General features: G+C 42.8%; 19 protein-coding genes, 1 other RNA gene and 1 pseudogene. 14 read left to right on the forward strand and 7 right to left on the reverse strand.

The genetic code is table 11. From position 1 onward, the window contains the following. The first annotated feature begins 94 nt into the window (after positions 1-94). Complete coding sequence (locus ACGHVY_RS02100; RefSeq protein ID WP_308744407.1) at positions 95-1,483, forward strand: MFS transporter; 1,389 nt, start codon at positions 95-97, stop codon at positions 1,481-1,483. A gap of 5 nt (positions 1,484-1,488) precedes the next feature. Further along, on the forward strand, positions 1,489-1,836 hold the full coding sequence (locus ACGHVY_RS02105; protein ID WP_390596839.1) for a PqqD family protein: 348 nt from the start codon (positions 1,489-1,491) through the stop codon (positions 1,834-1,836). Positions 1,837-1,971: 135 nt separating this feature from the next. Here the strand turns inward: ACGHVY_RS02105 and ACGHVY_RS02110 are convergent, their stop codons facing one another. The 3 genes from ACGHVY_RS02110 to ACGHVY_RS02120 all read right to left on the reverse strand — a co-directional run bounded on the left by ACGHVY_RS02110 (position 1,972) and on the right by ACGHVY_RS02120 (position 4,933). Then, positions 1,972-2,256 (reverse strand): hypothetical protein, encoded by a 285-nt coding sequence (locus ACGHVY_RS02110; protein ID WP_308744409.1) that lies wholly within the window; start codon positions 2,254-2,256, stop codon positions 1,972-1,974. A 24-nt stretch (positions 2,257-2,280) separates the two neighbouring features. Beyond that, the gene (locus tag ACGHVY_RS02115) at positions 2,281-3,348 is read right to left on the reverse strand and encodes a DUF4831 family protein (protein ID WP_390596840.1); all 1,068 of its coding nucleotides are present in this window, start codon (positions 3,346-3,348) and stop codon (positions 2,281-2,283) included. Between the two features lie 73 nt (positions 3,349-3,421). Next, positions 3,422-4,933, reverse strand: a complete 1,512-nt coding sequence (locus ACGHVY_RS02120) for an NAD(P)H-hydrate dehydratase (protein WP_308744411.1) — start codon at positions 4,931-4,933, stop codon at positions 3,422-3,424. A 594-nt stretch (positions 4,934-5,527) separates the two neighbouring features. Between ACGHVY_RS02120 and ACGHVY_RS02125 the strand changes: the two genes are divergently transcribed. From ACGHVY_RS02125 to ACGHVY_RS02165, 9 genes are all read left to right on the forward strand, one after another. Then, positions 5,528-5,752, forward strand: coding sequence for a winged helix-turn-helix domain-containing protein (locus tag ACGHVY_RS02125; protein WP_308744432.1), 225 nt, complete (start codon positions 5,528-5,530; stop codon positions 5,750-5,752). Between the two features lie 245 nt (positions 5,753-5,997). Beyond that, positions 5,998-7,542: a peptide MFS transporter gene (locus ACGHVY_RS02130; protein ID WP_308744412.1), complete on the forward strand. Its 1,545-nt coding sequence runs from the start codon at positions 5,998-6,000 to the stop codon at positions 7,540-7,542. Positions 7,543-7,583: 41 nt separating this feature from the next. Then, a complete protein-coding gene (hpt, locus tag ACGHVY_RS02135; protein WP_308744413.1) occupies positions 7,584-8,120 on the forward strand; it encodes a hypoxanthine phosphoribosyltransferase in 537 nt (178 codons plus the stop codon). 58 nt (positions 8,121-8,178) lie between these two features. Beyond that, positions 8,179-8,748, forward strand: a complete 570-nt coding sequence (locus tag ACGHVY_RS02140; protein WP_308744414.1) for an adenylate kinase — start codon at positions 8,179-8,181, stop codon at positions 8,746-8,748. 73 nt (positions 8,749-8,821) lie between these two features. Continuing rightward, positions 8,822-9,985: a GTPase ObgE gene (gene obgE / locus ACGHVY_RS02145; protein ID WP_390596844.1), complete on the forward strand. Its 1,164-nt coding sequence runs from the start codon at positions 8,822-8,824 to the stop codon at positions 9,983-9,985. Next, positions 9,982-10,794 carry a peptidoglycan editing factor PgeF gene (gene pgeF / locus ACGHVY_RS02150; protein ID WP_390596846.1) on the forward strand — a complete coding sequence of 271 codons (813 nt, stop codon included), beginning with the start codon at positions 9,982-9,984 and terminating at the stop codon, positions 10,792-10,794. Before obgE ends, pgeF begins: the two co-directional genes overlap by 4 nt. A gap of 55 nt (positions 10,795-10,849) precedes the next feature. Then, entirely contained in the window at positions 10,850-11,515 is a 666-nt protein-coding gene (locus ACGHVY_RS02155) for a B3/4 domain-containing protein (protein WP_390596848.1), read from the forward strand. Between the two features lie 33 nt (positions 11,516-11,548). Next, positions 11,549-12,196 carry a M23 family metallopeptidase gene (locus ACGHVY_RS02160; protein WP_390596850.1) on the forward strand — a complete coding sequence of 216 codons (648 nt, stop codon included), beginning with the start codon at positions 11,549-11,551 and terminating at the stop codon, positions 12,194-12,196. Between the two features lie 166 nt (positions 12,197-12,362). After that, complete coding sequence (locus ACGHVY_RS02165; RefSeq protein ID WP_390596852.1) at positions 12,363-14,588, forward strand: beta-N-acetylglucosaminidase; 2,226 nt, start codon at positions 12,363-12,365, stop codon at positions 14,586-14,588. Here ACGHVY_RS02165 and ACGHVY_RS02170 read toward each other — a convergent pair. The 3 genes and pseudogenes from ACGHVY_RS02170 to ACGHVY_RS02180 all read right to left on the reverse strand — a co-directional run. Next, positions 14,589-14,657, reverse strand: a pseudogene (locus tag ACGHVY_RS02170) (AraC family transcriptional regulator); the annotation flags it as partial. A 260-nt stretch (positions 14,658-14,917) separates the two neighbouring features. After that, positions 14,918-16,069, reverse strand: coding sequence for a lactonase family protein (locus ACGHVY_RS02175; protein ID WP_390596854.1), 1,152 nt, complete (start codon positions 16,067-16,069; stop codon positions 14,918-14,920). 23 nt (positions 16,070-16,092) lie between these two features. Continuing rightward, positions 16,093-18,933 (reverse strand): glycoside hydrolase family 3 N-terminal domain-containing protein, encoded by a 2,841-nt coding sequence (locus ACGHVY_RS02180; RefSeq protein ID WP_390596855.1) that lies wholly within the window; start codon positions 18,931-18,933, stop codon positions 16,093-16,095. Between the two features lie 154 nt (positions 18,934-19,087). Here ACGHVY_RS02180 and ssrA point away from each other — a divergent pair. Next, positions 19,088-19,484, forward strand: a transfer-messenger RNA (tmRNA) gene (gene ssrA / locus ACGHVY_RS02185). A gap of 79 nt (positions 19,485-19,563) precedes the next feature. Here the strand turns inward: ssrA and ACGHVY_RS02190 are convergent. Next, entirely contained in the window at positions 19,564-20,985 is a 1,422-nt protein-coding gene (locus tag ACGHVY_RS02190) for a DUF4419 domain-containing protein (RefSeq protein ID WP_390596856.1), read from the reverse strand. Between the two features lie 198 nt (positions 20,986-21,183). Between ACGHVY_RS02190 and ACGHVY_RS02195 the strand changes: the two genes are divergently transcribed. Beyond that, positions 21,184-23,829 (forward strand): hypothetical protein, encoded by a 2,646-nt coding sequence (locus ACGHVY_RS02195; protein WP_390596857.1) that lies wholly within the window; start codon positions 21,184-21,186, stop codon positions 23,827-23,829. Between the two features lie 17 nt (positions 23,830-23,846). Further along, positions 23,847-25,490, forward strand: coding sequence for a GH39 family glycosyl hydrolase (locus tag ACGHVY_RS02200; RefSeq protein ID WP_390596858.1), 1,644 nt, complete (start codon positions 23,847-23,849; stop codon positions 25,488-25,490). Positions 25,491-26,089: the final 599 nt, after the last annotated feature.

Consider the following 26,089-nt stretch of genomic DNA (forward strand, 5'->3'; position numbering starts at 1 on the left):
TTATAATAAAACTATCTTATTTTGATGAAAACAATGGAGATTTAATTAACTTTGTTGCCCGTTATGATATTATTAATTACCTTAAAATATAACAATGACAGAACAATTGAAAAAGAAATTGAATGACTCCGCAGTACTACGCTGGAGTGTTCTAGCATTGGTCGCATTTACTATGCTATGCGGCTATTTCCTCACTGACGTAATGTCTCCGCTCAAACCCATGCTCGAAAAAGAATTATTATGGGATAGTCTTGATTACGGTTTCTTCACGAGTGCTTACGGCTGGTTTAATGTATTCCTGCTGATGTTGATTTTCGGCGGTATCATTCTGGATAAGATGGGTGTCCGCTTTACCGGAATGGGAGCGTGTATGTTGATGGTTTTGGGTTGCGGATTAAAATATTATGCAATTTCTACGACCTTTCCGGAAGGTGCCATGCTTTTCGGATTCAAGACGCAAGTTACTTTGGCTGCATTGGGATATGCCATCTTCGGCGTTGGCGTGGAGATTGCGGGTATCACTGTTTCCAAGATTATCGTGAAGTGGTTCAAAGGCAAGGAGATGGCATTGGCTATGGGACTTGAAATGGCTACGGCGCGTATCGGAACAACCTTGGCAATGGTGATGACAGTGCCCTTGGCTGACTTTTTCGGATATACGGATGAGAGCGGTGCATTCCATACCAATATTCCTGCTCCGATTCTGTTTTGCCTGATAATGTTGTGTGTCGGTACGATTGCTTTCTTCATTTATACTTTCTACGATAAGAAACTGGACGCATCTCTGGACGCAGAGGGCTTGGAGCCGGAAGAGCCGTTCCGTATGAAAGATATCGTATATATTGTCACAAACAAAGGATTCTGGTTGATTGCACTGTTATGTGTGTTGTTTTATTCGGCGGTATTCCCGTTTATCAAGTATGCAGCCGATTTGATGGTGCAGAAATATAACGTAGATCCGAAGCTGGCGGGAACAATCCCCGGATTGCTGCCGATTGGTGCTATTGTGTTGACTCCGTTGTTCGGTTCGTTGTATGACCGTATCGGTAAGGGAGCTACCTTGATGGTGATAGGTTCTGTCATGTTGATTTTTGTACATACTATGTTTGCTTTACCTATCTTGAATGTGTGGTGGTTCGCTACTATCATTATGATTATCTTAGGTTTTGCTTTCTCACTGGTGCCTTCGGCTATGTGGCCTTCTGTTCCGAAGATTATTCCGGAAAAACAGTTGGGTACGGCTTATGCCCTGATCTTTTGGGTGCAGAACTGGGGATTGATGGGTGTACCTTTGTTGATCGGATGGGTGTTGAACTCTTATTGTAAAGGTCCGGTGGTAGATGGTGCACAGACTTATGACTATACGTTGCCGATGAGTATTTTTGCTCTCTTTGGGGTATTGGCCCTGATTGTTGCTCTGATGTTGAAAGCGGAGAACAGGAAGAAAGGTTACGGATTGGAAGAAGCAAATATTCAGAAGTAATAAGTATGGCTGCTAAAGAGAAAATAAACCTGTTAGAGGTCATTCCCTGTCGCAGTGAACATATTACAGCAGAACGGGAAGGAGAGACTATTGTGCTCTCCTTTCCCCGTTTTAAGTATTCGTGGATGCAACGCTTGCTTGTGCCGAAGGGAATGTCGAAAGAGCATCATGTGCATTTGGAAGAACACGGTACGGCTGTATGGGAGCTGATAGACGGAAAACGCACGGTTCGCGAGATTATAGAAGAACTTGCAGGGCATTTTCAGAATGAAGCGGGTTATGAGTCGCGCGTATCTGCTTATCTGTATCAGATGCGGAAAGATGGATTTATAAAGTTGATGATGCCGACGTAGCGTCGGAGCAAGGTTTTCCAATCGGTATGTTGGCATTTTAGGTACAGATGACATGGATTACGCTGTTGCTTTATACGGTCATATTTCAGAAAACCGTGGATTTCATGTTATCTGTACCTAAATTTTAATTATCGTTTATTTGATGAATGCAGCCCAAAATATTATGGCAATTGCAACCAATACGCCCATAATGATGAGCGTTCCCCATACAAAATAGTTACTGTCTTTTTCCTTTTTCTTTTCAGAATCTTGGATGATACGCCCCATTTCTTCCGACGTTGTATCAGGCAACGAGGAATGTCCGCCGACTTGGTTCATATGCTTTAACTTCTCGCTGGTACGTTCGCGTCGCAGGCGGGAAGCCTCCCGCCCTTCGCTTAACCGACGTATCATATCGAGCATATGTCCTTCACCACCCATATTCTTTTCTTTTTTAAAGGTTTCTTATTTGCCTTCTTCTCTGTCTACTTTGATTAATCCGCCTGTGTTCGGGTCAAAGTATACTTTGATAGTAGAATTTTTGTTGAACAATACCGGAGCTAGATATTCTATTATACCGAATTGGGTAACAGGAAGTTCGCCCTCATATAGTTTCCTCTTGCCGTCGGTCAGTGTAACCAATGCCTGTCCGGGTACGTTGTAAGCAATCCCATCCAAGTCCTTCTTCTTTTTCCCGTCCTCTTGTGGTATCTTGACCGTTTTCAAGTCCTTCAGGCTGATATAGAATGGAGTTCCTGCCAAATCATTGTTGGCAACTACGCCCAGTTTCTTGGAGAAGCGGAAAGCAACTTCGTTATTGAACTCTTTGTCAGGTGTAAGGCGTACGGTAAATGTCCTTTCCTCCTTATCCTGTATGCCGGAGAACATTTTGGTCATGGCATCTTCCTGCATATTCAGGTTGTCGAGCATGATTTTAAGTTGTGCACCGTCTGAAGGTGTGTTGTCTGCTTGTCCGCGTAACAAAGCATTTTTGCTTTCGCGAATATTGTAGATTTCTTTAGCTACCAGTTCCGCCATTTTGGCGGTAGAACTTGCCATCAGAATTTCCTCGGTCAGAAAGTCGCGGGGATTCGCTTTCTTTTGGAAAGCGGGAGTGGTCGGAGTACTTTGCTTTGTGGAACTGTTTGGACTGTAAGGTACATTGATGGATTTCACTATACCATTCTCGGTCAGTTCCATAAGGGGAGCTACTGTTTTATCTTTCAGTTTTACGAAGTAAGTGGCTTCGCTGTTCGGCACTCCTACCGATTTAACTTTTACGCTGGTCAGTTCCCAATACGTTTCAGGCTCGGCGGATACATTGTTCAACCGCAGATAGCGGTCGGCATATTTGCTAAATTCCCCAGGAGTATAAGTTACCTTATTGGCTTTTATTTCAAGTTCTATTTGGGTTTTGGGAAGACTGTATACCACTCCATAGTCCTTGCCACGGGTGACGCCGGTCAGTACTTCGGTTTGTGCGTAAGCGGAAGTTGCCATAAGTAGGCCCGCTGCTATAATCAACTTTTTCATATTCGGTTCTCTTTTAACTGGTTTTGAAAACAAAGTTAATGAAGTTATTGAAAAAACTGTAAGTTCTTAACTTTTATTCGCTTACAAGTCGCCAGGCGGTGGGCAGGCAGGTGACGATGTCACTTGCTATCAGTCCAATCATGCCTTGTTTCTTTTGGGCGATATCTCCTGCCAGTCCGTGGATATAAGTGCCTATTTTAGCAGCTTCCTCGGTAGGATATCCTTGTGCCAGCAATGCCAGGATAACCCCGGTCAGTACATCACCACTGCCGCCGGTTGCCATTCCCGGATTCCCTGTCGGGTTGAAGTAACATTTGCCTTCGGGAGTGATAATGGCGGAATAAGCACCTTTCAGGATGATGTGGACATGGGCGGTGTGGGCCAGTTCGCAGGCTTTCATCAGGCGTTCATAAGAATCCTGACATTTTCCGGTAAGGCGTTCCAGTTCCTTCGGGTGAGGGGTGAGGATAGAGCCTTTTGGCAGGTGTGTAAGTGTATGGCGGTGGTTGGCGAGGATATTCAGTGCGTCGGCATCCAATACGACGGGAGTTTGGCAATGTTCCAGTTGCTCGATGAGGGCAGCTTCCGTTTCCTCGTTCCGTCCCAAGCCCGGACCGATGCCGACGGCTTGATAGTCATCGGTGTCGGTAGGTACGGCGAAGTAGTTTTCGCTGGCGTCAGTCTCTACCATTGCTTCGGGTACGGAAGTTTGCAGAATGTCGTTGTTGCATATCGGAGCATGCACGGTGAGTAATCCTACACCGGAACGCAGACAAGCACGGGCAGCCAATACCGATGCACCCGCCATTCCTTTCGAACCGGCTATCAGCAGTGCATGGCCGAAATTTCCTTTATGGGCAAATTGCTTGCGGGGTTTGATAAGCGAACGGATTTCTTCAATCTCCAGCATTTCGTAGTTTGTCTCCGTCTCTTCGATTCCCTCTTCGCTCAACTGGATATCCAGTAATTCCCATTCGCCTACGAACTCGGTGTTTTCCGCAAAGAGGAAAGCTAGTTTCGGCAGTTGCAGGCTGAAAGTAACGTCTGCACGGATAATATTGCTTTTGACGTTGAACGTATTCTCTTCTCCCATCAGTCCCGAAGGAATGTCGATGGCTACTACCATGGCGGGAGAGGAATTGATATATTTCACTACGGCTGCGAATCCGCCGCTTAGCGGTTTGTTCAGTCCTGAACCGAATAGTCCGTCAATCACTAGATGGTCGGGTGTCAGGACCGGTGGGACGAACTGCGTACTGATTTCGTGGAATGTTACTTCTTCCATCATTTCTACCAGTTCTTTGTTTGTCTGGCAGTCAGGAGAAAGATTGCCCTTTGTATTGAAGAGATATACTTCTGTCTTATATCCTTTTTCAGCCATCATGCGGGCTACGGCAAGGGCGTCTCCACCGTTATTACCCGGTCCTGCAAAAACAGTGACGGGTGTTTCCGTATTCCATCTGTCCGTAATGGCTTTGGTTAATGCTGTTGCTGCACGTTCCATCAGGTCTATTGACGCAATCGGTTCGTGTTCAATGGTATAAGCATCCAATTTCTTGATGCTGCTACTTGGAAATATTTTCATTGCAATGTTCTTTTAGTTTTCGAACCACAAATGTACATGATTCTTCTGACTTTTCTCGTTTGTTATGGGAAGAAAACGTGTTAATCATGGTTGGATAGCGTGTAGGATATGGTTTGATTGTCTATGGGTAGGCTGATTACATTAAGAGTTAGTTCAAAACCGTACGGAAATGAGCTAAACGGTACGGAAATGAACTAATCTTAGTTTTTCTAAAATTAGATTGGCAGTATGCAATGCTTTAATCCCCGTTATATATAAATTTATTCGTCTGACAGTTGTTGAACTTTCGTCTGACAACTGTTATTCTTCCGTCTGACAACTGTCAGACGAAAAAGCAACAATTGTCAGACGAATAAAGTCATGCATCATCAATCATAAATTCATTCAGTATTAACGACAAATTTGCACAAGTTCGAAATTAGTTCATAACCGTACGGAAATGAAACAATCTTTTGCTACGATTGCTTTTGGTTATTTGCATTTTTCGAAAAAAATGTTATCTTTGTAGGTAGGTAATGCGAATAACATTATTTTCCTATGCTCACAATGATTAAATCATATAATAACTGATTGTTTAATCTTCTAAAAGTTTGCATTATGGAAAAGACTAGAATTGGCTTGAATGCAGGAAAAGTATGGCGCATCTTAAATGAAAAAGGTGAACTTTCAATCTTCGATTTGTGCCGTGAGTTAGGTTTGACTTTCGAAGACGTAGCTCTTGCTATTGGTTGGCTGGCTAGGGAAAGCAAAATCTTTCTGAGAAAAAGGGAAGGAATGCTTTTTGCTAGTATCGAGAATGTCGAATTTACTTTTGGCTAAAGTGATGATTAATTTAAAATTAAGGTGGAACTCCACTTGATTATTTATGCCGTTGAAAGCTTAATGAGGTGGATAAGTGGGAGTAGCTGTGCCTGAAATCCTGTTTCTTTACTTTTTTCTCTGATTTTTTCCACCTATCCAATAAATACTCACAAGCGATTCCTACAAGAGTTTATCGACTTTGACTTGTTTATTGTTATTTTTCCTACCTTTGCACCTCATAAACTACTAAAACACATAAATTCATGAGTGCATTGAAAGGACATCCTAAAGGTCTTTATCTGATTTTCGCGACCAGCACGGCAGAACGTTTCAGTTATTACGGAATGCGTGCCATCTTTATTCTTTTCCTGACGCAGGCATTATTGTTTGACAAAGAAGCCGCAGCATCCATCTACGGTAGCTATACCGGATTAGTTTATCTGACACCCTTAATTGGCGGGTACATTGCCGATAAATACTGGGGTATCCGTCGTTCCGTATTTTGGGGAGCGATGATGATGGCAGTGGGGCAGTTCCTTATGTTTATGAGTGCTTCTACTTTAGAAAATAAGGAGCTTGCCCACTGGATGATGTATGGCGGGCTCGGGTTTATGATTTTAGGTAACGGCTGTTTCAAGCCAACAGTCTCTTCTATGGTAGGACAACTGTATGAACCGGGAGATAAGCGTCTCGATGCAGCATACACTATCTTCTATATGGGAGTCAATGTAGGTTCCTTTGCCGCTCCGTTGATTTGTGGTTATTTGGGTGATACCGGAAATCCGAATGACTTTAAATGGGGATTTCTTGCATCCGGAATCATGACACTGTTCACCGTTATTCTTTTTGAAACTCAAAAGAATAAATACCTTTTCTCTCCTTCCGGCGAACCGATTGGTATCCTTCCGGATGCCAAGAGGGAGAAAAAAGAAGATAAAGCCGAACACATCTCCCATCCGAAGATGGACAAAGGAACAAAAATACGTAACATAGTAATTATCATTGCCCTTACTGCTGCCCTGTTGGCCTTTTTCAGTTATGCTTTTGACGGCGACTGGGTGAGTGTCGGTATTTTTACGGCTTGTATCGTTTTCCCCGTTCTTATTCTGCTTGACGGTTCATTAACTAAAATAGAGCGCAGCCGTATCTTCGTTATCTATATTATAGCATTCTTCGTCATATTCTTTTGGGCGGCATACGAACAGGCAGGTGCTTCTCTGACGCTTTTCGCTTCCGAGCAAACCGACCGTAGTATTTTCGGCTGGGAGATGCCTGCTTCCTGGTTCCAGTCTTTCAATCCTCTTTTTGTGGTAGTTCTCGCCTATGTTATGCCGGGGGTATGGAGCTTCCTTAGCAAACGGAATATGGAGCCTGCTTCTCCGACGAAGCAAGCTATCGGTCTGTTACTTCTTTCCTTGGGTTATCTTTTCATTTGCTTTGGAGTGAAGGATGCCATCCCCGGAGTGAAAGTCAGCATGATTTGGCTGACGGGACTTTACTTTATCCATACAATGGGTGAAATAGCTTTGTCACCTATCGGACTCTCTATGGTAAACAAGCTGACTCCCCTGCGTTTTGCTTCTCTGATGATGGGTATATGGTATCTTTCCAATGCCACTGCCAACAAGTTTGCAGGCATGTTGAGCGGGCTTTATCCCGAAGACGGAAAGGTGAAAACAATCCTCGGTTATCAGATTGCCACGATGTATGACTTCTTCATGTTGTTCGTCGTCATGTCGGGTGTTGCTTCGCTGATTCTGTTCCTTCTTTCGAAGAAATTACAGAAGATGATGCACGGGGTAGAATAAAAAATTGTATTTTTGCGACAACTTTTTTAAAATAACCGGTTATGGATACCATTCAGATAAAAGACAAATTATTTACCGTTTCTATTAAGGAACAAGATATTCAGAAAGAAGTGATTCGCGTAGCGAACGAAATTAACCGCGACTTGGCAGGTAAGAATCCGCTTTTCCTTAGTGTGTTGAACGGTTCGTTCATGTTTACCGCTGATTTGTTGAAGCATATCACAATCCCTTGCGAGATCTCATTCGTGAAACTGGCTTCTTATCAGGGGGTGACTTCCACTGGAGTGATTAAAGAGGTCATCGGTCTGAATGAAGACATCGCCGGACGTACGGTTGTCATTGTAGAAGACATTGTGGATACGGGACTGACCATGCAACGCTTGCTGGATACATTAGGTACGCGTAATCCCGAAGCAATTCATATCGCTTCCCTGTTGGTGAAACCGGAGAAGTTGAAGGTAGACCTCAACATTGAATATGTGGCGATGGAAATTCCGAATGACTTCATCGTAGGCTACGGGCTCGACTATGACGGCTTCGGACGTAATTATCCCGATATTTATACAGTAGTAGATTAATAGTAAATAGGTACCAGTTAAATGGTAAATAGTAAATCGTTAAATTGTAAATAACAAGATGTTGAACATTGTAATTTTCGGTGCTCCGGGTTCAGGAAAAGGAACACAGAGCGAACGTATTGTAGAAAAGTATGGAATCAACCACATCTCGACAGGAGATGTATTGCGTGCGGAAATCAAGAACGGCACAGAGCTGGGTAAAACCGCTAAAGGTTACATCGACCAGGGGCAATTGATTCCTGACGAATTGATGATTGATATTCTGGCAAGCGTATTCGATAGCTTTAAAGATAGCAAAGGTGTAATTTTCGACGGTTTCCCGAGAACAATTGCACAGGCGGAAGCATTAAAGAAAATGTTGGCTGAAAGAGGACAGGATGTTTCTGTTATGGTAGACCTTGATGTCCCCGAAGATGAGCTGATGGTACGTCTTATCAAACGTGGCAAAGACTCCGGCCGCGCAGACGACAACGAAGAGACTATCAAAAAACGTCTGCATGTATATCATTCACAGACTGCCCCGCTGATTGACTGGTACAAGAACGAACAGAAATACCAGCACATTAACGGTTTGGGTACTATGGAAGGTATCTTTGCAGAAATCTGCGAAGCAGTAGATAAATTATAATAATTATTCAAATAAGTCAGTAGCCGGAGTGTCTTGCTTTGGCTACTGACTGTTTTAACATACAGAAAAGAATATGGCTGAATCGAATTTTGTTGATTACGTAAAGATATACTGTCGCTCGGGCAAGGGCGGAAGAGGCTCTACGCACATGAGGCGCGAGAAATATTGTCCTAACGGAGGTCCCGATGGGGGCGATGGCGGAAGAGGAGGTCATATCATCCTGCGCGGCAACCGCAACTACTGGACACTGCTTCACTTGAAGTATGACCGTCATGCAATGGCAGGCCATGGCGAATCGGGAAGCAAGGGACGTAGCTTCGGAAAAGACGGCGCGGATAAAATAATAGAAGTACCCTGCGGAACGGTGGTTTACAATGCCGAAACCGGAGAGTATCTTTGTGACGTGACGGAAGACGGACAGGAAGTGATTCTGCTCAAAGGCGGCCGCGGCGGTCAGGGCAACAGTCATTTCAAGACGGCAACCCGCCAGGCTCCACGTTTTGCACAGCCGGGAGAACCGATGCAGGAAATGACCGTTATCATGGAACTGAAACTGCTTGCCGATGTCGGCTTGGTAGGTTTCCCCAACGCGGGAAAGTCTACACTGCTTTCTTCCATTTCGGCGGCAAAACCTAAAATAGCCGATTATCCGTTTACTACGCTCGAACCGAATCTGGGGATCGTTTCCTATCACGATGGAAAATCTTTCGTGATGGCGGATATTCCGGGAATTATCGAGGGAGCCAGCCAGGGCAAAGGTTTGGGACTGCGTTTTCTGCGTCATATCGAACGTAACTCATTGCTGCTGTTTATGGTTCCGGCAGACAGCGACGATATTCGTAAAGAATACGATATCCTGCTGAACGAACTGCGTACCTTCAATCCTGAAATGCTGGATAAACAACGTGTACTGGCTATCACCAAGAGCGATATGCTCGACCAGGAATTGATGGACGAGATTGAACCGACATTGCCGGAAGGCATACCACACGTATTCATTTCTTCTGTTTCCGGTTTGGGAATTTCCGTATTGAAGGATATTCTTTGGGAAGAACTGAACAAGGAAAGCAATAAGATAGAAGCAATCGTTCACCGTCCGAAGGACGTGACTCGTCTACAACAGGAACTCAAAGACATGGGTGAAGATGAAGACATCGACTATGAATATGACGAAGATGTTGATAGCGACGACGATGATTTCGATTATGAATACGAAGAAGATTGGGAAGATAAATGATTTCACTTACAAAATATAACGAGCTGCTGGGGTACGAGTCGTTGAAGGCATACCCCGGAGTAGTTCATTTTGTAACTACGCGTCGTGGTGGTGTCAGTAAAGGAACTTATGGTTCGTTTAATTGCTCTCCTTATACCAATGACTCGTGTGTGAACGTCAACCGTAATCAGTATGAGTTGTTTCAACTAATGGAGCATCAGATTAAGGAATTACTTATTCCGGAACAGGTGCATGGTTGTGAGAGCTTGGTTATTGGTGAATCTTTTTTTGAAGATTCTTTGGAAAGAAGACGGCAACTTCTGCAGGGAGTGGATGCATTGATTACCAATGTGCCGGGATATTGTGTTTGTGTCACGACTGCGGATTGCGTGCCAGTGTTGTTGTATGACAGAAAACAACGGGCAGTAGCTGCCGTTCATGCCGGATGGAAAGGAACGGTGAAACATATCGTCGCCAATGTGATGGAGCACATGAACCGGTATTTCGGAACTCAAGGTGAAGATGTGGTAGCTTGTATCGGTCCGAGCATTTCGCTTGAGTCCTTTGAAGTGGGTAATGAGGTTTATGAAGCTTTTGAAGAAAGCGGCTTCGATATGTCCGCCATCTCTATCAAAAAGAAGGAAACGGGCAAATATCATATAGACTTGTGGGAAGCCAACCGGATTGAACTGCTTGATGCGGGAGTGCCTGCGGAACAGATTGAAGTAGCCGGTATCTGCACCTATATTCATCATGATGAATTCTTTTCGGCACGTCGGCTGGGTATTGATTCCGGTCGTATATTGTCGGGGATAATGATTAGAAAGTAAGATTCGGCGTCTGCAACGTCGTTTTTTTACGCTGATAATTGGTTTATGATAAGTTATGTTTGAAATAAAAGTATCTCAGGAAATAAAGAATGCGTGTCCGGTTTTTGCCGGAGCAGCCGTGTATGCCGCAGTAAAGAACACAGCTTACTGCGAAGGGCTTTGGAAGGAAATCAATGCTTTCACTGGACAACTGACTTCCACTACGCAAATGGAAGACATTAAGCGTCAACCGGTTATTGCCGCCACCCGCGAGGCGTACAAGCGTTGCGGAAAAGACCCCGGACGTTACCGTCCGTCGGCAGAAGCCTTGCGTCGTCGTCTGATGCGTGGGATTCCTTTATATCAGATTGATACATTGGTAGACCTAATCAATCTTGTTTCTCTCCGCACGGGACACTCTATCGGTGGCTTCGATGCCGATAAGATACAAGGCACGCATCTCGAACTCGGTATCGGAAGAGCGGAAGAACCGTTCGAAGGCATTGGGCGCGGAGTGTTGAATATCGAAGGGTTGCCCGTATATCGTGATTCTTTTGGCGGAATCGGAACGCCTACAAGCGACCATGAACGTACAAAGATGGACGTCGGAACTACTCATATTCTTGCTATCGTCAACGGTTACAATGGAAAAGAAGGTTTGAAAGAAGCTGCCGAAATGATTCAGTCCTTGTTAAGAGACTATGCGGAATCGGACGGCGGTGAGCTTTTATTCTTTGAATAATCAACCCTGTCTGAGTTGAAAAAGAAAAAATACATGAAGAACATACTTATTTCACTTATAGTCTTATTATTGCCTGTTATCATCCACGCACAGAATAAATCTCCTTTCTCTGCCAGGGAGATAAAAGATGTCCGGGTGGCTACTCCCGGATTATTTGCTAAAAGTAACTATCTCTATCTGCATCTGGATTCTTTGCAGGAACATGAATATGCCTTTCCATTGCCCGGTGGCAAAGTAATCTCTGCCTACGGAACTCGTGGGGGACATTCGGGCGCAGATATCAAAACGTGCGCGAAAGATACGATTCGTGCAGCTTTCGACGGCATAGTCCGTATGTCGAAACCGTATTATGCGTATGGAAACCTGGTTGTCATCCGCCATCCCAACGGATTGGAAACCCTTTATAGCCATAACTTCAAGAACCTTGTCCAAAGCGGCGATACCGTAAAAGCCGGACAGCCTATCGGACTGACGGGACGTACCGGTCGTGCCACTACGGAGCATGTGCACTTTGAAACCCGTATCAACGGACAGCACTTCAATCCGAACCTTATCTTTGATATGAAAGAAAAGACCTTGCGGAAAGGATGCGTTAAGTGTACAAAAAACGGGAATGGGATTGTAGTGAAAACGCATACTCCCGATAACCGTGTCGCACAGAATAATCAGATGAAGAAGTAATGAAGAGTGCATCTTTATGGTTGGTGAATGGACAATGAAAGTAATAAATCTTTTTTTGTCTTAAACTCTGTATTATCTATATCCGATAAACTTGCTATTTTTGATTAATTTGTATTTCTTTGTGTAACTGTTTATGTTCTAATAACTAACCCCCTTATTACTATTTATGAAGAACAACAAGATTTACTTTCTGGGAGCCTGTCTCCTATGTACTGTAACTGCATTTTCGCAGAATATTAACTTACAACCTGCTCCCCAAGAGCTTATTACCCGTGACAAGACCATCGACCTGCCCGCCATCTATCAACTGGAAGGTGAAAAAGAAGCAAACCCGCATGCTGTGGAAGTCCTCAAAGAACTGCTTTCGGGTAAGCAAAGCACCAAACAAGGGCTCCGTATCTATATCGGTGAGAAAGGAGACAAGAGTGTACGGAAGTATGGTCGCTTGATTCCTAATCGCGATGAAGCCTATTATCTGTCAGTGACCGACAAGGAAATCGTACTGGCAGGAAGTGACGAACGGGGTACCTATTATGCTTTACAGACTTTTGCGCAACTGCTGAAAGATGGAAAATTGCCGGAAGTGGAAATTAAGGATTATCCTTCCGTCCGTTATCGGGGTGTAGTGGAAGGGTTTTATGGAACTCCCTGGAGCCATCAGGCGCGTCTCAGCCAACTGGAGTTCTATGGCAAGAACAAAATGAATACCTATATATACGGTCCGAAAGACGACCCGTATCACAGTGCTCCGAACTGGCGTCTGCCTTATCCCGCGAAAGAAGCCGCGCAGTTGCAAGAACTGGTAACGGTAGCCAATAACAATGAGGTGGATTTTGTATGGGCCATCCATCCGGGACAGGATATCAAATGGAATCAGCAAGACCGTGATATACTGCTGGCTAAGTTTGAGAAAATGTACCAGCTCGGAGTTCGTTCATTCGCCGTCTTCTTTGATGATATTTCCGGCGAAGGAACCAATCCGCAGAAACAGGCGGAACTTCTGAACTATATTGACGAGAACTTTGTGCAGGTGAAACAGGATGTGACTCCGCTTATCATGTGTCCCACCGAGTACAATAAAAGCTGGTCGAACCCGAAAGGCAACTACCTGACTACCTTAGGAGAGAAACTGAACCCTTCCATTCAAATCATGTGGACGGGCGACCGTGTAGTCTCCGACATAACCCGTGACGGCATTTCCTGGATTAACGAACGCATCAAACGTCCGGCATACATTTGGTGGAATTTCCCTGTATCCGATTATGTACGCGACCATCTGCTTCTCGGTCCGGTTTATGGCAACGACACCACGATTGCCGGCCAAATGTCCGGCTTCGTCACGAATCCGATGGAGCATGCCGAAGCGTCTAAAATTGCTATTTACAGTGTGGCAAGCTATGCCTGGAACCCTACGAAGTATGATACCTGGCAAACATGGAAAGATGCTATCCGTACTATCCTGCCGGATGCTGCGGAAGAACTTGAATGTTTTGCTATACATAATTCCGATTTGGGCGTCAACGGGCATCAGTACCGCCGTGAAGAATCACAGGACATTCAGCCTGCTGCCGAACGTTTCCTTAAAAGCTATGTGGAGAATGGGAAGTATGAAATGGCGGACTTTGAAGCATTGCAGAATGCATTCGAATGTATGACGGAATCTGCTGATATCCTGCTGATTAATACAGAAAATAAACCCTTGATTCAAGAGATAACCCCTTGGCTGTATCAGTTCAGACTGCTGGCTGAAACTGGGAAAGAAGTGTTGAATATGGTGAAGAGTCGGGATAACTTCTCTCATTCTTATTTCCTACGGAAGTACAACCATGTGAAAGCCTTGCAGCAACAAATGTTTGATATTGACCAAACGTACAATCAGAACCCCTACCAACCGGGAGTAAAGACAGCTACAAGAGTGATAAAACCGTTGATTGACCGCACTTTTGCAATTACCGTCGAACGCTATAATCAAAAGAACGGAACTTCTCTGGATGCTATTACAGACTATATGCCGCACAGGCTTATAAGTGACGTAGACCAGATAAAGAACCTGCCATTGCAAATAAAAGTGAACCGGGTGCTTATCTCACCGTCCAATGAAGTGGTGAAATGGGGAGCGGGGAAAATGGTTGAAATAGAACTGGATAATACTTATCCGGCAGAGAGCATACAAATCGACTTCGGAAAGAAAGAGTCGTCTGCATGGGGACGTTTTGAAATCTCCGTAGACGGTAAGGAATGGAAGGCGATAGACCTGGTACAAAAAGGCAGCAAGCTTACGGCGGGATTGCAGAAAGTTCCGGTGAGGTTTGTCCGGTTTACAAATACGGGCAATGAAGAACAAGAAGTGTATCTGCGCCAGTTCGTGCTGACGATAGAAAAGGGGATGTAATTACCCTTTCTTTGACTTGCGGTATTCCCGTGGCGACATTCCCATGATTTTGCTGAATAGGCGGGAGAAATCAAGTGAAACCATATCAAAAGCAGGTCAACTCCTGATAGGAGGAGTAATATTTCAAGTCAACCTATAGAAAGAATAAGAAAACAACAAGTCAACCATTATCAGGGAAGTACACGTTCTCAAGTATTCTCACTGCGATGAGAAAAAATCTCATCGCAGTGAGAACTTTTTCTCATTACAATGAGAATTTTTTTCCATTGGGGTGAGAATAATCCCTTGCTAGAATAGGCTGTGACTGACTTTGTCAGTTATGTCATAAGTTACGGCACAAATTTTATACAGACAGGTTTGTCTACCTTTATATCTTTGTGTATATCCGATAGTAATCCTGTATCTGTATTCCTTTCATAAACCTGAATCGCATTACTATCCCTGCAAGCCACCAATAGATATTTTCCATTAGGCGTAATGATAAAGTTACGCGGATGAATCCCTGTCAGTTGGTAGCCTGTTTTCGTTAACTTCCCGTTTTCAGAGTCGATACGGAAGATAGCGATACCGTCCGCTTTCAGCCGGTTACTGGCATATAGAAACTTACCGTCCGGGCTGATATGAATATCACCACTGCCTTTTGCTCCGACTGTATCGGCGGCTATTGTCTGAATCTCTTCCAAGTTTCCATTCTTATATTCGAATGCGATTACCGTGCCCGAAAGTTCGTTTATCAGATAAGCATAGTTGCCATTCGGGGCAAATGTCAGGTGCCGGGGACCTGAACCGGCTTCCACTTTAAAGGCGGCAGGAGAACCTTCTTTGAGAAAACTCTCTTTGTTCTCTGCATCTGCGTTCGGATTAATGATAAACTTATGTATCTGGTCTGTCCCTAAATTATCGGCAAACATGTATTTACCGTCCGGAGTGATACGGACACAATGCAAGTGTGGCTTTTCCTGTCGTTCTTTGTCGGCTCCCGAACCTTCGAATTTTATAATATCGGAAGCGGGCAGGAGTGAACCGTCTTTTGCGATGGGAAAAACAGAGATACTGCCGCCACTATAATTGGCGGTTATCACATTCTTTCCATTCGTAATGATATAGCAAGGGTCTTCTCCACCGGTCTTCTGTGAATTCAGCAATTTGAAAGTCCCTTTTTCCTTGTCGAAGGCAAATGCGTTGGCGGCAGCCTGTTCATTATTGAACTCACTGACTGCATACACAAATTTTCCGTCGGCAGAAGGTGCAAGATAGGAAGGGTTTTCTACTTCCACTTCACTGAGTGCGGTGGCTGTCCCGGTTTCTTCGTCGAAACGGTAGCTGTAAAGTCCTTTACTGTCTCCTGCGGTATATGTGCCTATGAGCATTGTTAATTCCTGATTCGCTGATTCGGGACTTTCAGTCTGGGCAGCTTTTTTTGACGTGCAACTGATTGTGGTCATACTGATTATACAGATAGTGGCGATAAATTTTATCATATGGGTTGTTTTAGTATTGATTATTACTTCTTTAATTGAGGTAGTTTTACCTCTGCTATCCCTATCCGGTCACTACCTAATACAATGCGTAAATCGCTGGCGGTAGTTCCTTTGAAACGGAAGTCCAACAGTTTGTTGTACTCTTTCACAGTACCGGAATATACAGTGAGGAATTGTCCGCCGCCACTGGATAGTTGTATCTCAAAGTCTGTCTCCAGTCCGTTCTCACGGGAGAAGGCAATGGATACTCCGTCTATTTTAGCTCCGTTCTGTAAGGCAAAGGTAATGTAATCTCCTTTATTGCCTTCCCAGGATGTAGTTAAATTATTGTCAATTACATTATCCGCTGTTTCTGGGTTGGTGCTGGCACTGACAGGACTACTGGCTTTGGTTGTGTTTGCGGCAGGTGTTTGCCCCGGTTCAACAACAGTCAACGTTCCGTTCAGACGAATATCCGTAGACGAGGCTCCTATCATGAATGTGAAATCACCCGGTTCTACTACCCAATGCATATCGGCATTCAATAATTCCAGTGCTTTACGGTCGACAGGGAAAGTGATTTCTTTTGTCTCGCCCGGTTTCAGATGTACCCGCTCGAATCCGGCAAGGTTCTTCTCATAAGTGGTGACGCTGCTCAGTACATCACGGACATACAGTTGTACTACTTCGTCTCCGGCTCTTTTTCCGGTATTGGAAACTTTACAAGTGACATAAGTCTTTTGATTGGGAGTGATAACCGCCGGAGAGATTTTCAAGTCGGAATATTCGAAAGTAGTATAACTTAGACCGTATCCGAAAGGATATAATGCACCGTTGGCGCGTGACATATTGCCGTCCGGTCCCGGATTCTTACCGCCGTCAATCTGTGATGAGGGTTTGCAAGGGAAGTTAAACGGGATTTGTCCTACTGTTTTCGGGAAAGTGACAGTCAGCTTCCCGCCCGGATTATAATCTCCGAAAAGCACGTCGGCTACCGCTATTCCACCTTTGGAGCCCGGATACCAGGCTTCAAGGATGGCAGGAACAAACTTATCCGCCCAGTTTACAGAAAGCGGACGCCCGTTGATTAGCACCAGTACAACAGGCTTTCCGGTAGCTACTACCGCTTTCAGCAAATCGAGCTGACGACCGGGCAGGTCGAGACTGCTACGGGATTTGTTCTCTCCGCACGTACGCTGTCCGCCACCTAATACTACGACTGCTGCATCTGCCTGTTTTGCCTGACTGACAGCTTTATCTATTTCTTTTTGTTCTTCATCTGTCAGAGGATAGTCTATCAATTCGGATTCCGGCCAATTAGCATCTACCAAGTCGCATCCTTTGGTATAAAGTACATCCGCTTTGCCTTTCATCTTTTCCTGAATACCTTTTAGTACAGAGGTAACCTCTACAGCTAAAGGGCCGTAATGAGTGAGTGCATATGAATGTTCATCCGCATTCGGACCGCAGACTGCTATCTTTCGGATGTTTGAAGCATCCAACGGTAATACATTCTTATCGTTTTTCAAGAGTACGATAGATTCACGGGAGGCTTGCAAAGCGACTTCTTCGTTTTCTTTCTTTTCTACTTCTTCATCTGCTCCTTTCAAATTCGTCTGATAAGGATTATCGAATAAGCCGACAAGGAACTTCACTCTCAGAATGTCGCGTACACGGTCATTGATAACTTCTTCGCTCAATCCCCCTTCTTTGACCAACTCCCTTAAAGGTAATACATACGAATCCGGCGAACGGAACGTACAACGCACATTCAATCCGGCTTCCACGCTTTGGCGAACGGCTTCTTTCATATCCTTGGCAGTCCCATGTTTGGTATAAAGATATTCTACGGCATCACTGTCCGAAACGACATATCCGCGGAATCCCATTTCTCCGCGCAAGCGGGTAGTCAGCCAGTAATAGCTGCTCTGAATCGGAAAGCCGTCATAGTCATTATAAGAACTCATCACACCGAGTAATCCCGCTTCACGGATAACTCTTTTAAAAGGATAGACATGAAGCATCTCCACTTCGCGCGGTGACATCTGCGGGTCGACACGAGCCATTCCTTCGCGTGCGCCTTTATTGTTGCTATAAGCAATGAAGTGCTTTCCGGTAGCTGCTACCTGGTGATTATGCTGCATGCCTTTCACCATCTCGATTCCTAATTCCGCAACTAGATAAGGAGATTCTCCATACACTTCTTCGTAGCGTCCCCAACGCTGGTCGCGTCCTACATCGAGTATCGGGGCATATACATTGGTATATCCCAGCATACGGGCTTCACGTCCGGTAATCAGTCCTATCTGATGAATAAGTTGCCGGTTCCATGTATGCCCCAAGCCCAGTTGGGTAGGGAAGTTGGTAGCTTTATAACTCTCCACTCCGCGAATCCCTTCATTGGTAAAGTCGGTAGGAATACCAAGCCGTGTTTCTTCGATAAAAAAACGTTGTACTTCATTCAGTGCCCAGGCATGTTTGGAAGCTGGCCATACATATTCGTTGTCCGACGGTGGAAGTCCCCATTGCTGGAAACCGTTCAGATGCTCGTCAATAGCTCCGATACCGTCTTTCCAAAGCTGGTTTTTCCATTCGGAAGTAGGCAAGTCATCTTTTAAAACCCGTTTGTACCCGTAAAGAGTCACCATTTGGCATGTTTTCTCTTCCAGTGTCATTTGACTGAGCAAATCTTCTATGCGTGCTTCGATAGGTGCTGCCGGGTCTTCGTAGGTATCTTTAACACCATTCTTATTGAAATCTATCCATCCTTTCTTGTACATTTCCGTACGGACGGGTTTATAAACATCAGGTATTCTAGTCGTTTTTTGTGCCGGGAGGAGTGCACAACTTCCTAGAAATAAGCTGGTCAGTAAAAGTTTTCTCATAATATATTTTTGTGTTAAGAATAAATTTGCTCCGTAAAGATAGTGCTTTGATATAATATTTGCTAACGTCTTCTCGTAATTCCGAAAACATTTCCTATCTTTGCACTCTTGGAAAGCGTTCTGAACAATCGCTATTCTGTACGAATGAAAATTTGGGGTTGACTGGATTTGACAGCGGGCAGAAATGGTAGGTAAGCATGCAGTGGGTCGGTAATTTCCACTTAAATCTCAGTTATCAAAATTTTATCTGGCGAAACTAATTACGCTCTTGCTGCTTAATCGAATCACAGTAGATTAGCTTAATCCAGGCACAAGGTGCCAGGACGAGACATCACTCGGAAGCTGTTGCTCCGAAGCATTCCGGTTCAGTGGTGCAGTCACATCGGGGATAGTCAAAGGCGGCCTCGCACTTTTGATGAAACTTTAGAGGATAAGGCAGGAATTGATGGCTTTGGTTCTGTTCCTGCACGAAAATTTAGGCAAAGATAAGCATGTAGAAAGCTTATGATTTCCTCGTTTGGACGAGGGTTCGATTCCCTCCAGCTCCACTTTATACTAATTATTAGTATTTATAAAAAGAACACTCAATATTGCAAAAGTAATATTGAGTGTTCTTTTATGATGGGGGTATCAATGGGATTTTATTACCTCTTGCGAACCATTTATTTTTATATCCGTATCAGGCAATAATCTTTTAATACGTTCTATTCCCTCTTTAGTAATCTTTCCATATAAACTCAACGATCCGATTTTTATCTTTGATATTTCGTCCGGTATATTGATTGTATCGATAAATTGGATATCCAGCCTTTTTATTTCTTTGAGTTCCAACAGTACAGCCGGAAATTCTTTTACTCTGATATTGATGCCGCTTCCCCAGCCTGCATTTTGAGAATCAGCACTCAATTTACTTTTTAATCCCTCCTTGTTAACATCTTTTTTCCTGATCATCCAGCCGATTTGCGGTCGCAGAGCAAAAGTCTTATTATTTTGTTCTAATCCGATGAAGCCTGCCCAGAATTCTAATGGAGTTTCTTTGACAGCATTGCTATATACTTCCAGATACTTTACATCTACCTTCACTATTTCATCAGGGAGACAATTTGTGCCTTCTAGCTGTTTCAGATTATTTCTTTTCCCTTCCTTATCATAAGGGAAAAACTTCACGATCCATCCATCAATAATGTTTGGGGCTCCATATCGTTTCTGTGAATGATATTTAAACATATTGCGCCAAAAGTCCTTATTAACCTCCCCTTTGGATGCTTTGACGAATTCTTCCAAAAGAGGTTCCAGTTCAGAAATCCACCATTCGAGTTTATATTCTTTCAATCCTCTGGCTTTGTGCAGTAGTTTTTCCCAGTCCTCCGGTGTTCCTTCGAGAGTTATTTCAGGTATTCCACAGACTATGCGTATGATTATAAACTCAAAGTAAGGTTTTACAGCTTCCATGATTGTTATTTCGGAAGCAACTTTCTCTAAAGAGGTAGTCGTTGAGAAATTGCAGGTGAGAAGTTCGGTCAGATGTTTGCCGGCATATTGGGATATTTGTTCAGTAAATTGCGGAAAGATTTTTTCCCATGAAAGAGTAGGGTCCTCCAGTTTTTTATCTTCTCTCACAATTAAGGATAGTTTGCCGGAGAAATCAACAAGCTCATTTCTCATAGATTCCTGATTGGCATTGATATGCCGTGCAAATCCCTGGCTGATTAATAGCCAAATCATATCCGGGGACAATACAAATGGCCTGTGATCCGCATAAGCCTGATACATACCGTTGAAAAAAGAATTAGGGCCAAAAGAAACGAGACTGTCGGGAGATTCGCTCTTTGCAATGATATGATAAGGAACCTCGATATTCTTCTTTTTTATCTCATAAGGCTCTATGTTCATATCTGATAATATAAGACTTTCGTAAATTTCATTCGGGGAGTGTAGATGAAGTAATTCTTCAGGCTTTGAAAGCTTTTCGACCTTAAAAGTGATTCCACCATTTTGAGCGAATGTGGAAACACTGCAAAATATGAATAAGCAAAATAATGTGTTTTTCATAATCTTAAAGAGTTGTATGGTGGCACAAACTTATTAACTACCTCTATATTTTGAATAGACGATATGCAAATATAACAATATAAGAAATAGACTTAATGAAGTCTTGAATATTTTTATTATCATAATTACGTATTGTCGTTTATTTATTCGTATGTTTGAATAGATAGGCTTAGTAAATAAAGAAATAATAATGGTTCTATGAAAAATATATTGTTACTGATCCTTGTCTGCTTAGGTAATATGTGGACATTGAAAGCACAGGAACATCCTGTCATTTATGCTTCTGCATCAGATAAAGCGGCTATTCTGCAAAAAATAGCTGATGAAGAATGGGCGAAAGAAGCGTTTATTAAAATACGCGGAAACGTTGAGAAATATGCAGATCGCCATACTGCGGATCCTCAATGGATTATTTCACGTCTTGCTATGTATTGGAAAGAGGGTGAACGCTATACTCAATGCTATTTAAAAAATCAGAATTGGGATAGGGGGGAAGGAGATGCACCTGTTCCTACAGTTCGTATGCCGGGTATGCGTACTTGGAATAAATATTATAATGTTCCTTTAGAAGACAGGCAACCATATAATGAAACGGGAGATATGCTTGGACTTAATAGACAAAATCCTTCAGCTCCCCCTGTACTAGTGCCATATAAAGAGAGTGGCCATATGGTGCGTGGCAACAATGTAGAAATACTGACTCTTGCCGAGAATGCGGCATTTGTTTACTGGGTGACAGGAGAAGAGAAATTTGCACGCTTTGCGGCGGATATTTTTAATACATGGTTGATAGGGACTTATTATATGAATCCCATTCTCGATCCTGAAAAATCGACAGGAGGTACCGGAGGTTGGGAACCGGGAGGAATTTGCGGATATTATGATTATGAACAGATACATGACGATCTTGCTTTACACGCCGCTACTGTATATGATTTTCTTTATGATTATCTGAAAGCTAATCCTCATGTTCATCTGAAAGAAATAGGAAAAGAAACTAAAGAAGTTGCAGGAGTTGTTTTTAAACGTTTTATTGATATTGGTTTTATTCGTGGTGGAAAATCAGGTAACTGGAATGTGAATGGTTGGAATATGATATTACGTCCAATTCTTGTGCTGGAAGAGAATGAAGCATATCCGGATAGGAAAGGAAAAGATTATTATCTGCATTATTTAACGAATGAGTCGACGATATATCATGATGCTATTCCGGATATGGTTAAGGCGTATGATCCGGTGACAGGTTTATGGCCGGAATCGCCCGGATATTCTTTCGGAACAATTCAAATGTTATTGGATTGGGCTATATTGTTGAAGCGTTCGGGGATAGATGTTATTGCTGATAATCCGATTTTGCAGAAAGCGGCAATGGCGGTTTTTCCCTGGATGGATGATGCAGCCAATATGGTTGTATTTGGAGATTCACGTGGAGGCAGTGCAAATTTTCTTACGTTTGAGAATTTATTGACATATTATACACAAACCGCTAACAAAAAAGGCATTGAATCTACTGCCGCCGCTTTAAATAAAGGACTTTTATTGGGGAAATATGACCGTTCAAATGCCGATTGGACAGGTATCTGTACTTATGTTCCTACTATTCCGCTAGTAAAATCAGAGACAAGTGAAAGGACTTCCTATTCTCCGCATCACCGTTTCATTACAATGAAGAACTGGACTGGTCCGTTTAAAATGATGGCTGCGCTTTATGGTGGAACAGATGGATATCATTTGACAGCAAATGGATTAGCCCTACAATTATATGGTTATGGATATGCTTTGGCACCGGATGCTGCCGCTTATGAGTCTTATTGGAGCAAGGATCATGTCTATCATCAGTCTCCTGTAGGAGCTAATACTATACTTCCCGGCTATTCAGAAGGGAAAATTGTTATTGAAGCGATGGAGCCGATGGTAGAATCTGGGAGATTTGTGAATGAGAAGACACTCACTCCATTCTTGAATTTTGCAGATATATCGGCAGGAGAGAAAAGAAGAACCGTTGCCTTAGTCCGTACATCTGATTCAGACGGCTATTACATTGATATTTTCCGTTCAGATTTGAATGATAATGATTATCTGTTCCATAATGTTGGAACAAATCTGGAAGTGGTTGATGTACGCGGAAATATTCTTCCATTTAATCAACAGGATAAATTTGAGAGAACGTATCATGCGGGTTATGAATGGTTTACTAATATACGAAAAACTGAATATGACCGGAATTTTATAGCGAGTTGGACGATGCCCGAAAATATAACAGCCCGTTTATGGATGACAGGAGAAAAGGGGCGTCAGATTTATAAGGTAGATGCTCCGGCTACTACCCTAAATAAAGGATTGACTCCGGGGAATGTGTCTATGCCACCTTCTGTAACACCTACCTTGATTGTTCGTCAGGAAGATAATAATGCAAAAGCTCATCCGTTTGTTTCAGTTTATGAAGCCTATAAAGGTGATACTCCTCACGTTAAACAAGTTACGGCTATGTCAGTTGGGGAAAACTGTGCAGGAGTAAAAGTGCTGACAGGAAATAAAAGAGAAGATTATGTATTCAGTGCAACAGATTCACAAGTGTATTCATTGGCTTCACGTACATTTTTTAGTGGGACATTCGGCTTGATAAGTGAGGTGGGTGGAAAAATATACTCCATGTATTTAGGAAAAGGACGACTTCTCCAAAAAGGAAATTACTCATTAGAAGCGGAACAGAATGTTTATGCAACAATTTATCAGGTAGACGGAATTTGGTTTTATTCTGCTACAGGGCCAGTGAAGGTAAAAATTGGAAAGATGGAGAGAATCTTGGACGAAGGATATAATAAACTACTAAATATTAAATAATAATTTATAAGATTGTAATGGATAAGAAGAACTTTTTTGTGACACTAGCGGCAGCGGCTCTATTTGCAGTTCCTGTTTTTTCACAAACAATTGACGTAAAAGGAGATGCTGAACCATTCACTCATTATTGGAGTGTCGGAGTTGGAGCAGGTCGTGCAAATGAAGGTTTGCGTGCCGGATGGTTGGAGCATTTGAAATTAGTGAAAGACTATTGTGGATTTCAATATGTACGTATGCACGGTTTGTTTGGTGATGACATGTTTGTCTATTTCAAGAAACCGGATGGGCGAGTGGTCTATAACTGGCAATATATAGATGAAGTTTACGATCGTATGCTGGCTTTGGGGGTAAAACCTTTTGTAGAATTATCATTTTTCCCGAAAGACATTGCTGCAAAAGATAGCAAGCAACAAATGTGGTATCAGAATAATGTATCTGTGGACCGCAATAACTTTGATAAATGGCATAATTTGGTAAAGGAGTTTACACAACATGTTGTTGACAGATATGGCATCGATGAAGTTTTAACTTGGTATTTTGAAGTATGGAACGAGCCGAATCTGAATCTGAACCCAAAAGCCGGTTTTTTTGACGGGACAAAAAGTGATTACTTTCGTATGTACAAAGAGTCTGTTAAGGCTATAAAATCTATAGATAAAAGACTGAAAGTAGGGGGACCTGCAACCAGTAATTTTATAGCAGATAATCGTCATGATGGTGAAATAATGGATCATAAAAAGTCTGTTTTCTATTCACAGGATATAATAAATACCAAACAATGGAAAGGTGTATGGATTGAAGATTTTCTTCGTTTTTGTGAAAAGGAAAATCTGCCGGTTGATTTTATTTCAACTCATCCGTATCCCACAGATTATGCTTTAGATCCGGATACGGGGCGTAGTAAGGATGCCATTCGCTATGTACATTCCCTGCATGATGATATAACATGGCTGCGTCAGCAGATTGCGAGCAGTAAATATCCTAATGCGGAAGTTCACCTGACAGAGTGGAGTACAAGTCCTAATAGTCGTGACCGTATGCATGATGTCCTGCCGCCGGCAGCCTATATTCTGAAAACCAACTTAGATTGTTTGGGGATGGCCAATTCGTTGATGTACTGGACATTCACGGATGTATTTGAAGAAAAAGGCGGTGGTGAGGAAATTTTTCATGGTGGTTTTGGAATGATTAACTTCCAAGGGTTGGTGAAACCTTCTTTTCATGCTTATCGTATGTTGCACCAATTAGGCGATGAGAAACTGTATTATAAAGATCCGTTGTTTGTGAGCCGTTCTTCCCGAACAGGCAAAATATCGGCTGTAGCCTTTAATTATCCGTCAGAATACGAAGAAGCCGTGCCTTCGGCTGCAAATTTTAACAATTACATGCAAGCATCATCTAAAAAAGTGGATATAGCATTGAAAGGATTAAAACCGGGCACTGCTTTTGAAATTGAAATATTGGATAAGGATCATGGTAATGTGTATGATGATTACTTGAAAATTGGTGCTCCACATTCGCCCGGTTACAAAGAAATCGATTATTTGAGGCAGGCTGCTTGGAATACGGATAAACAGATTATTAAGGTGAATTCAGAAGGCACTTTTGTTTGGAAGTCTGAATTGGCTCCGTGGAGTTGCGTGTTAATTCGTGAACTATAAAAATGAAAAGAATGCCCGAATATGAAAAAACGATTATCCTTAAAAATAGAATATTAAAACAATCAAGAGAGGGCATGATTACCACTCCCTATTAAGCGGAACGGAAAAACTCAGCTAATCCTGAACAGGATATTCTCGTTTTTTATTATTTTGCGTATTTATTGGTTAAATTGAAATGTGTTTTGCTCTTTAAATTAGTTGAAAGTATGACTAAGTATTGAATGACCAATCATTATGATACTTTTATTATGTTTGGTGTTAATACTATAGCTAGAGAGAAAACAAGCTCTCAATGCCTCTTTTTTGTGTTCCCCGGTGGCAATCGATGTGTTCCTCGGTGCCGGTCCACTTGACCGGCACCGAGGAACACATCGATTGTTTTAAACCAACGGATGCTTTATGAGTGCAAAAAGTGCATATTTGTTCTGACCTTATGCAATAAAATTCTTTATTTATGCATATTAATGCGGTGATTTATACAGTTTATTCTTTGATTTATCATTTTTAGAACAATCGGTTTTCTATAAAATCTTAAAAAACGAACATCAGGAAAGAAGCTTGACCGATGTTCCCTGCATTGTATGGATTCTTGTTGACAA

Origin of the sequence: Bacteroides sp. f07, from assembly GCF_042854785.1 — a bacterium.
GTDB lineage: Bacteria > Bacteroidota > Bacteroidia > Bacteroidales > Bacteroidaceae > Bacteroides.

Excerpts from the sequence above, each read along its gene's own strand:
- ACGHVY_RS02195 (WP_390596857.1), top strand. The coding sequence starts at position 21,184 with ATGAAAAATATATTGTTACTGATCCTTGTCTGCTTAGGTAATATGTGG.
- ACGHVY_RS02180 (WP_390596855.1), bottom strand. The coding sequence starts at position 18,933 with ATGAGAAAACTTTTACTGACCAGCTTATTTCTAGGAAGTTGTGCACTC.
- hpt (WP_308744413.1), top strand. The coding sequence starts at position 7,584 with ATGGATACCATTCAGATAAAAGACAAATTATTTACCGTTTCTATTAAG.
- ACGHVY_RS02160 (WP_390596850.1), top strand. The coding sequence starts at position 11,549 with ATGAAGAACATACTTATTTCACTTATAGTCTTATTATTGCCTGTTATC.
- ACGHVY_RS02100 (WP_308744407.1), top strand. The coding sequence starts at position 95 with ATGACAGAACAATTGAAAAAGAAATTGAATGACTCCGCAGTACTACGC.
- ACGHVY_RS02165 (WP_390596852.1), top strand. The coding sequence starts at position 12,363 with ATGAAGAACAACAAGATTTACTTTCTGGGAGCCTGTCTCCTATGTACT.
- pgeF (WP_390596846.1), top strand. The coding sequence starts at position 9,982 with ATGATTTCACTTACAAAATATAACGAGCTGCTGGGGTACGAGTCGTTG.
- ACGHVY_RS02175 (WP_390596854.1), bottom strand. The coding sequence starts at position 16,069 with ATGATAAAATTTATCGCCACTATCTGTATAATCAGTATGACCACAATC.
- ACGHVY_RS02155 (WP_390596848.1), top strand. The coding sequence starts at position 10,850 with ATGTTTGAAATAAAAGTATCTCAGGAAATAAAGAATGCGTGTCCGGTT.
- ACGHVY_RS02190 (WP_390596856.1), bottom strand. The coding sequence starts at position 20,985 with ATGAAAAACACATTATTTTGCTTATTCATATTTTGCAGTGTTTCCACA.
- obgE (WP_390596844.1), top strand. The coding sequence starts at position 8,822 with ATGGCTGAATCGAATTTTGTTGATTACGTAAAGATATACTGTCGCTCG.
- ACGHVY_RS02115 (WP_390596840.1), bottom strand. The coding sequence starts at position 3,348 with ATGAAAAAGTTGATTATAGCAGCGGGCCTACTTATGGCAACTTCCGCT.
- ACGHVY_RS02120 (WP_308744411.1), bottom strand. The coding sequence starts at position 4,933 with ATGAAAATATTTCCAAGTAGCAGCATCAAGAAATTGGATGCTTATACC.
- ACGHVY_RS02110 (WP_308744409.1), bottom strand. The coding sequence starts at position 2,256 with ATGGGTGGTGAAGGACATATGCTCGATATGATACGTCGGTTAAGCGAA.
- ACGHVY_RS02200 (WP_390596858.1), top strand. The coding sequence starts at position 23,847 with ATGGATAAGAAGAACTTTTTTGTGACACTAGCGGCAGCGGCTCTATTT.
- ACGHVY_RS02130 (WP_308744412.1), top strand. The coding sequence starts at position 5,998 with ATGAGTGCATTGAAAGGACATCCTAAAGGTCTTTATCTGATTTTCGCG.
- ACGHVY_RS02140 (WP_308744414.1), top strand. The coding sequence starts at position 8,179 with ATGTTGAACATTGTAATTTTCGGTGCTCCGGGTTCAGGAAAAGGAACA.
- ACGHVY_RS02105 (WP_390596839.1), top strand. The coding sequence starts at position 1,489 with ATGGCTGCTAAAGAGAAAATAAACCTGTTAGAGGTCATTCCCTGTCGC.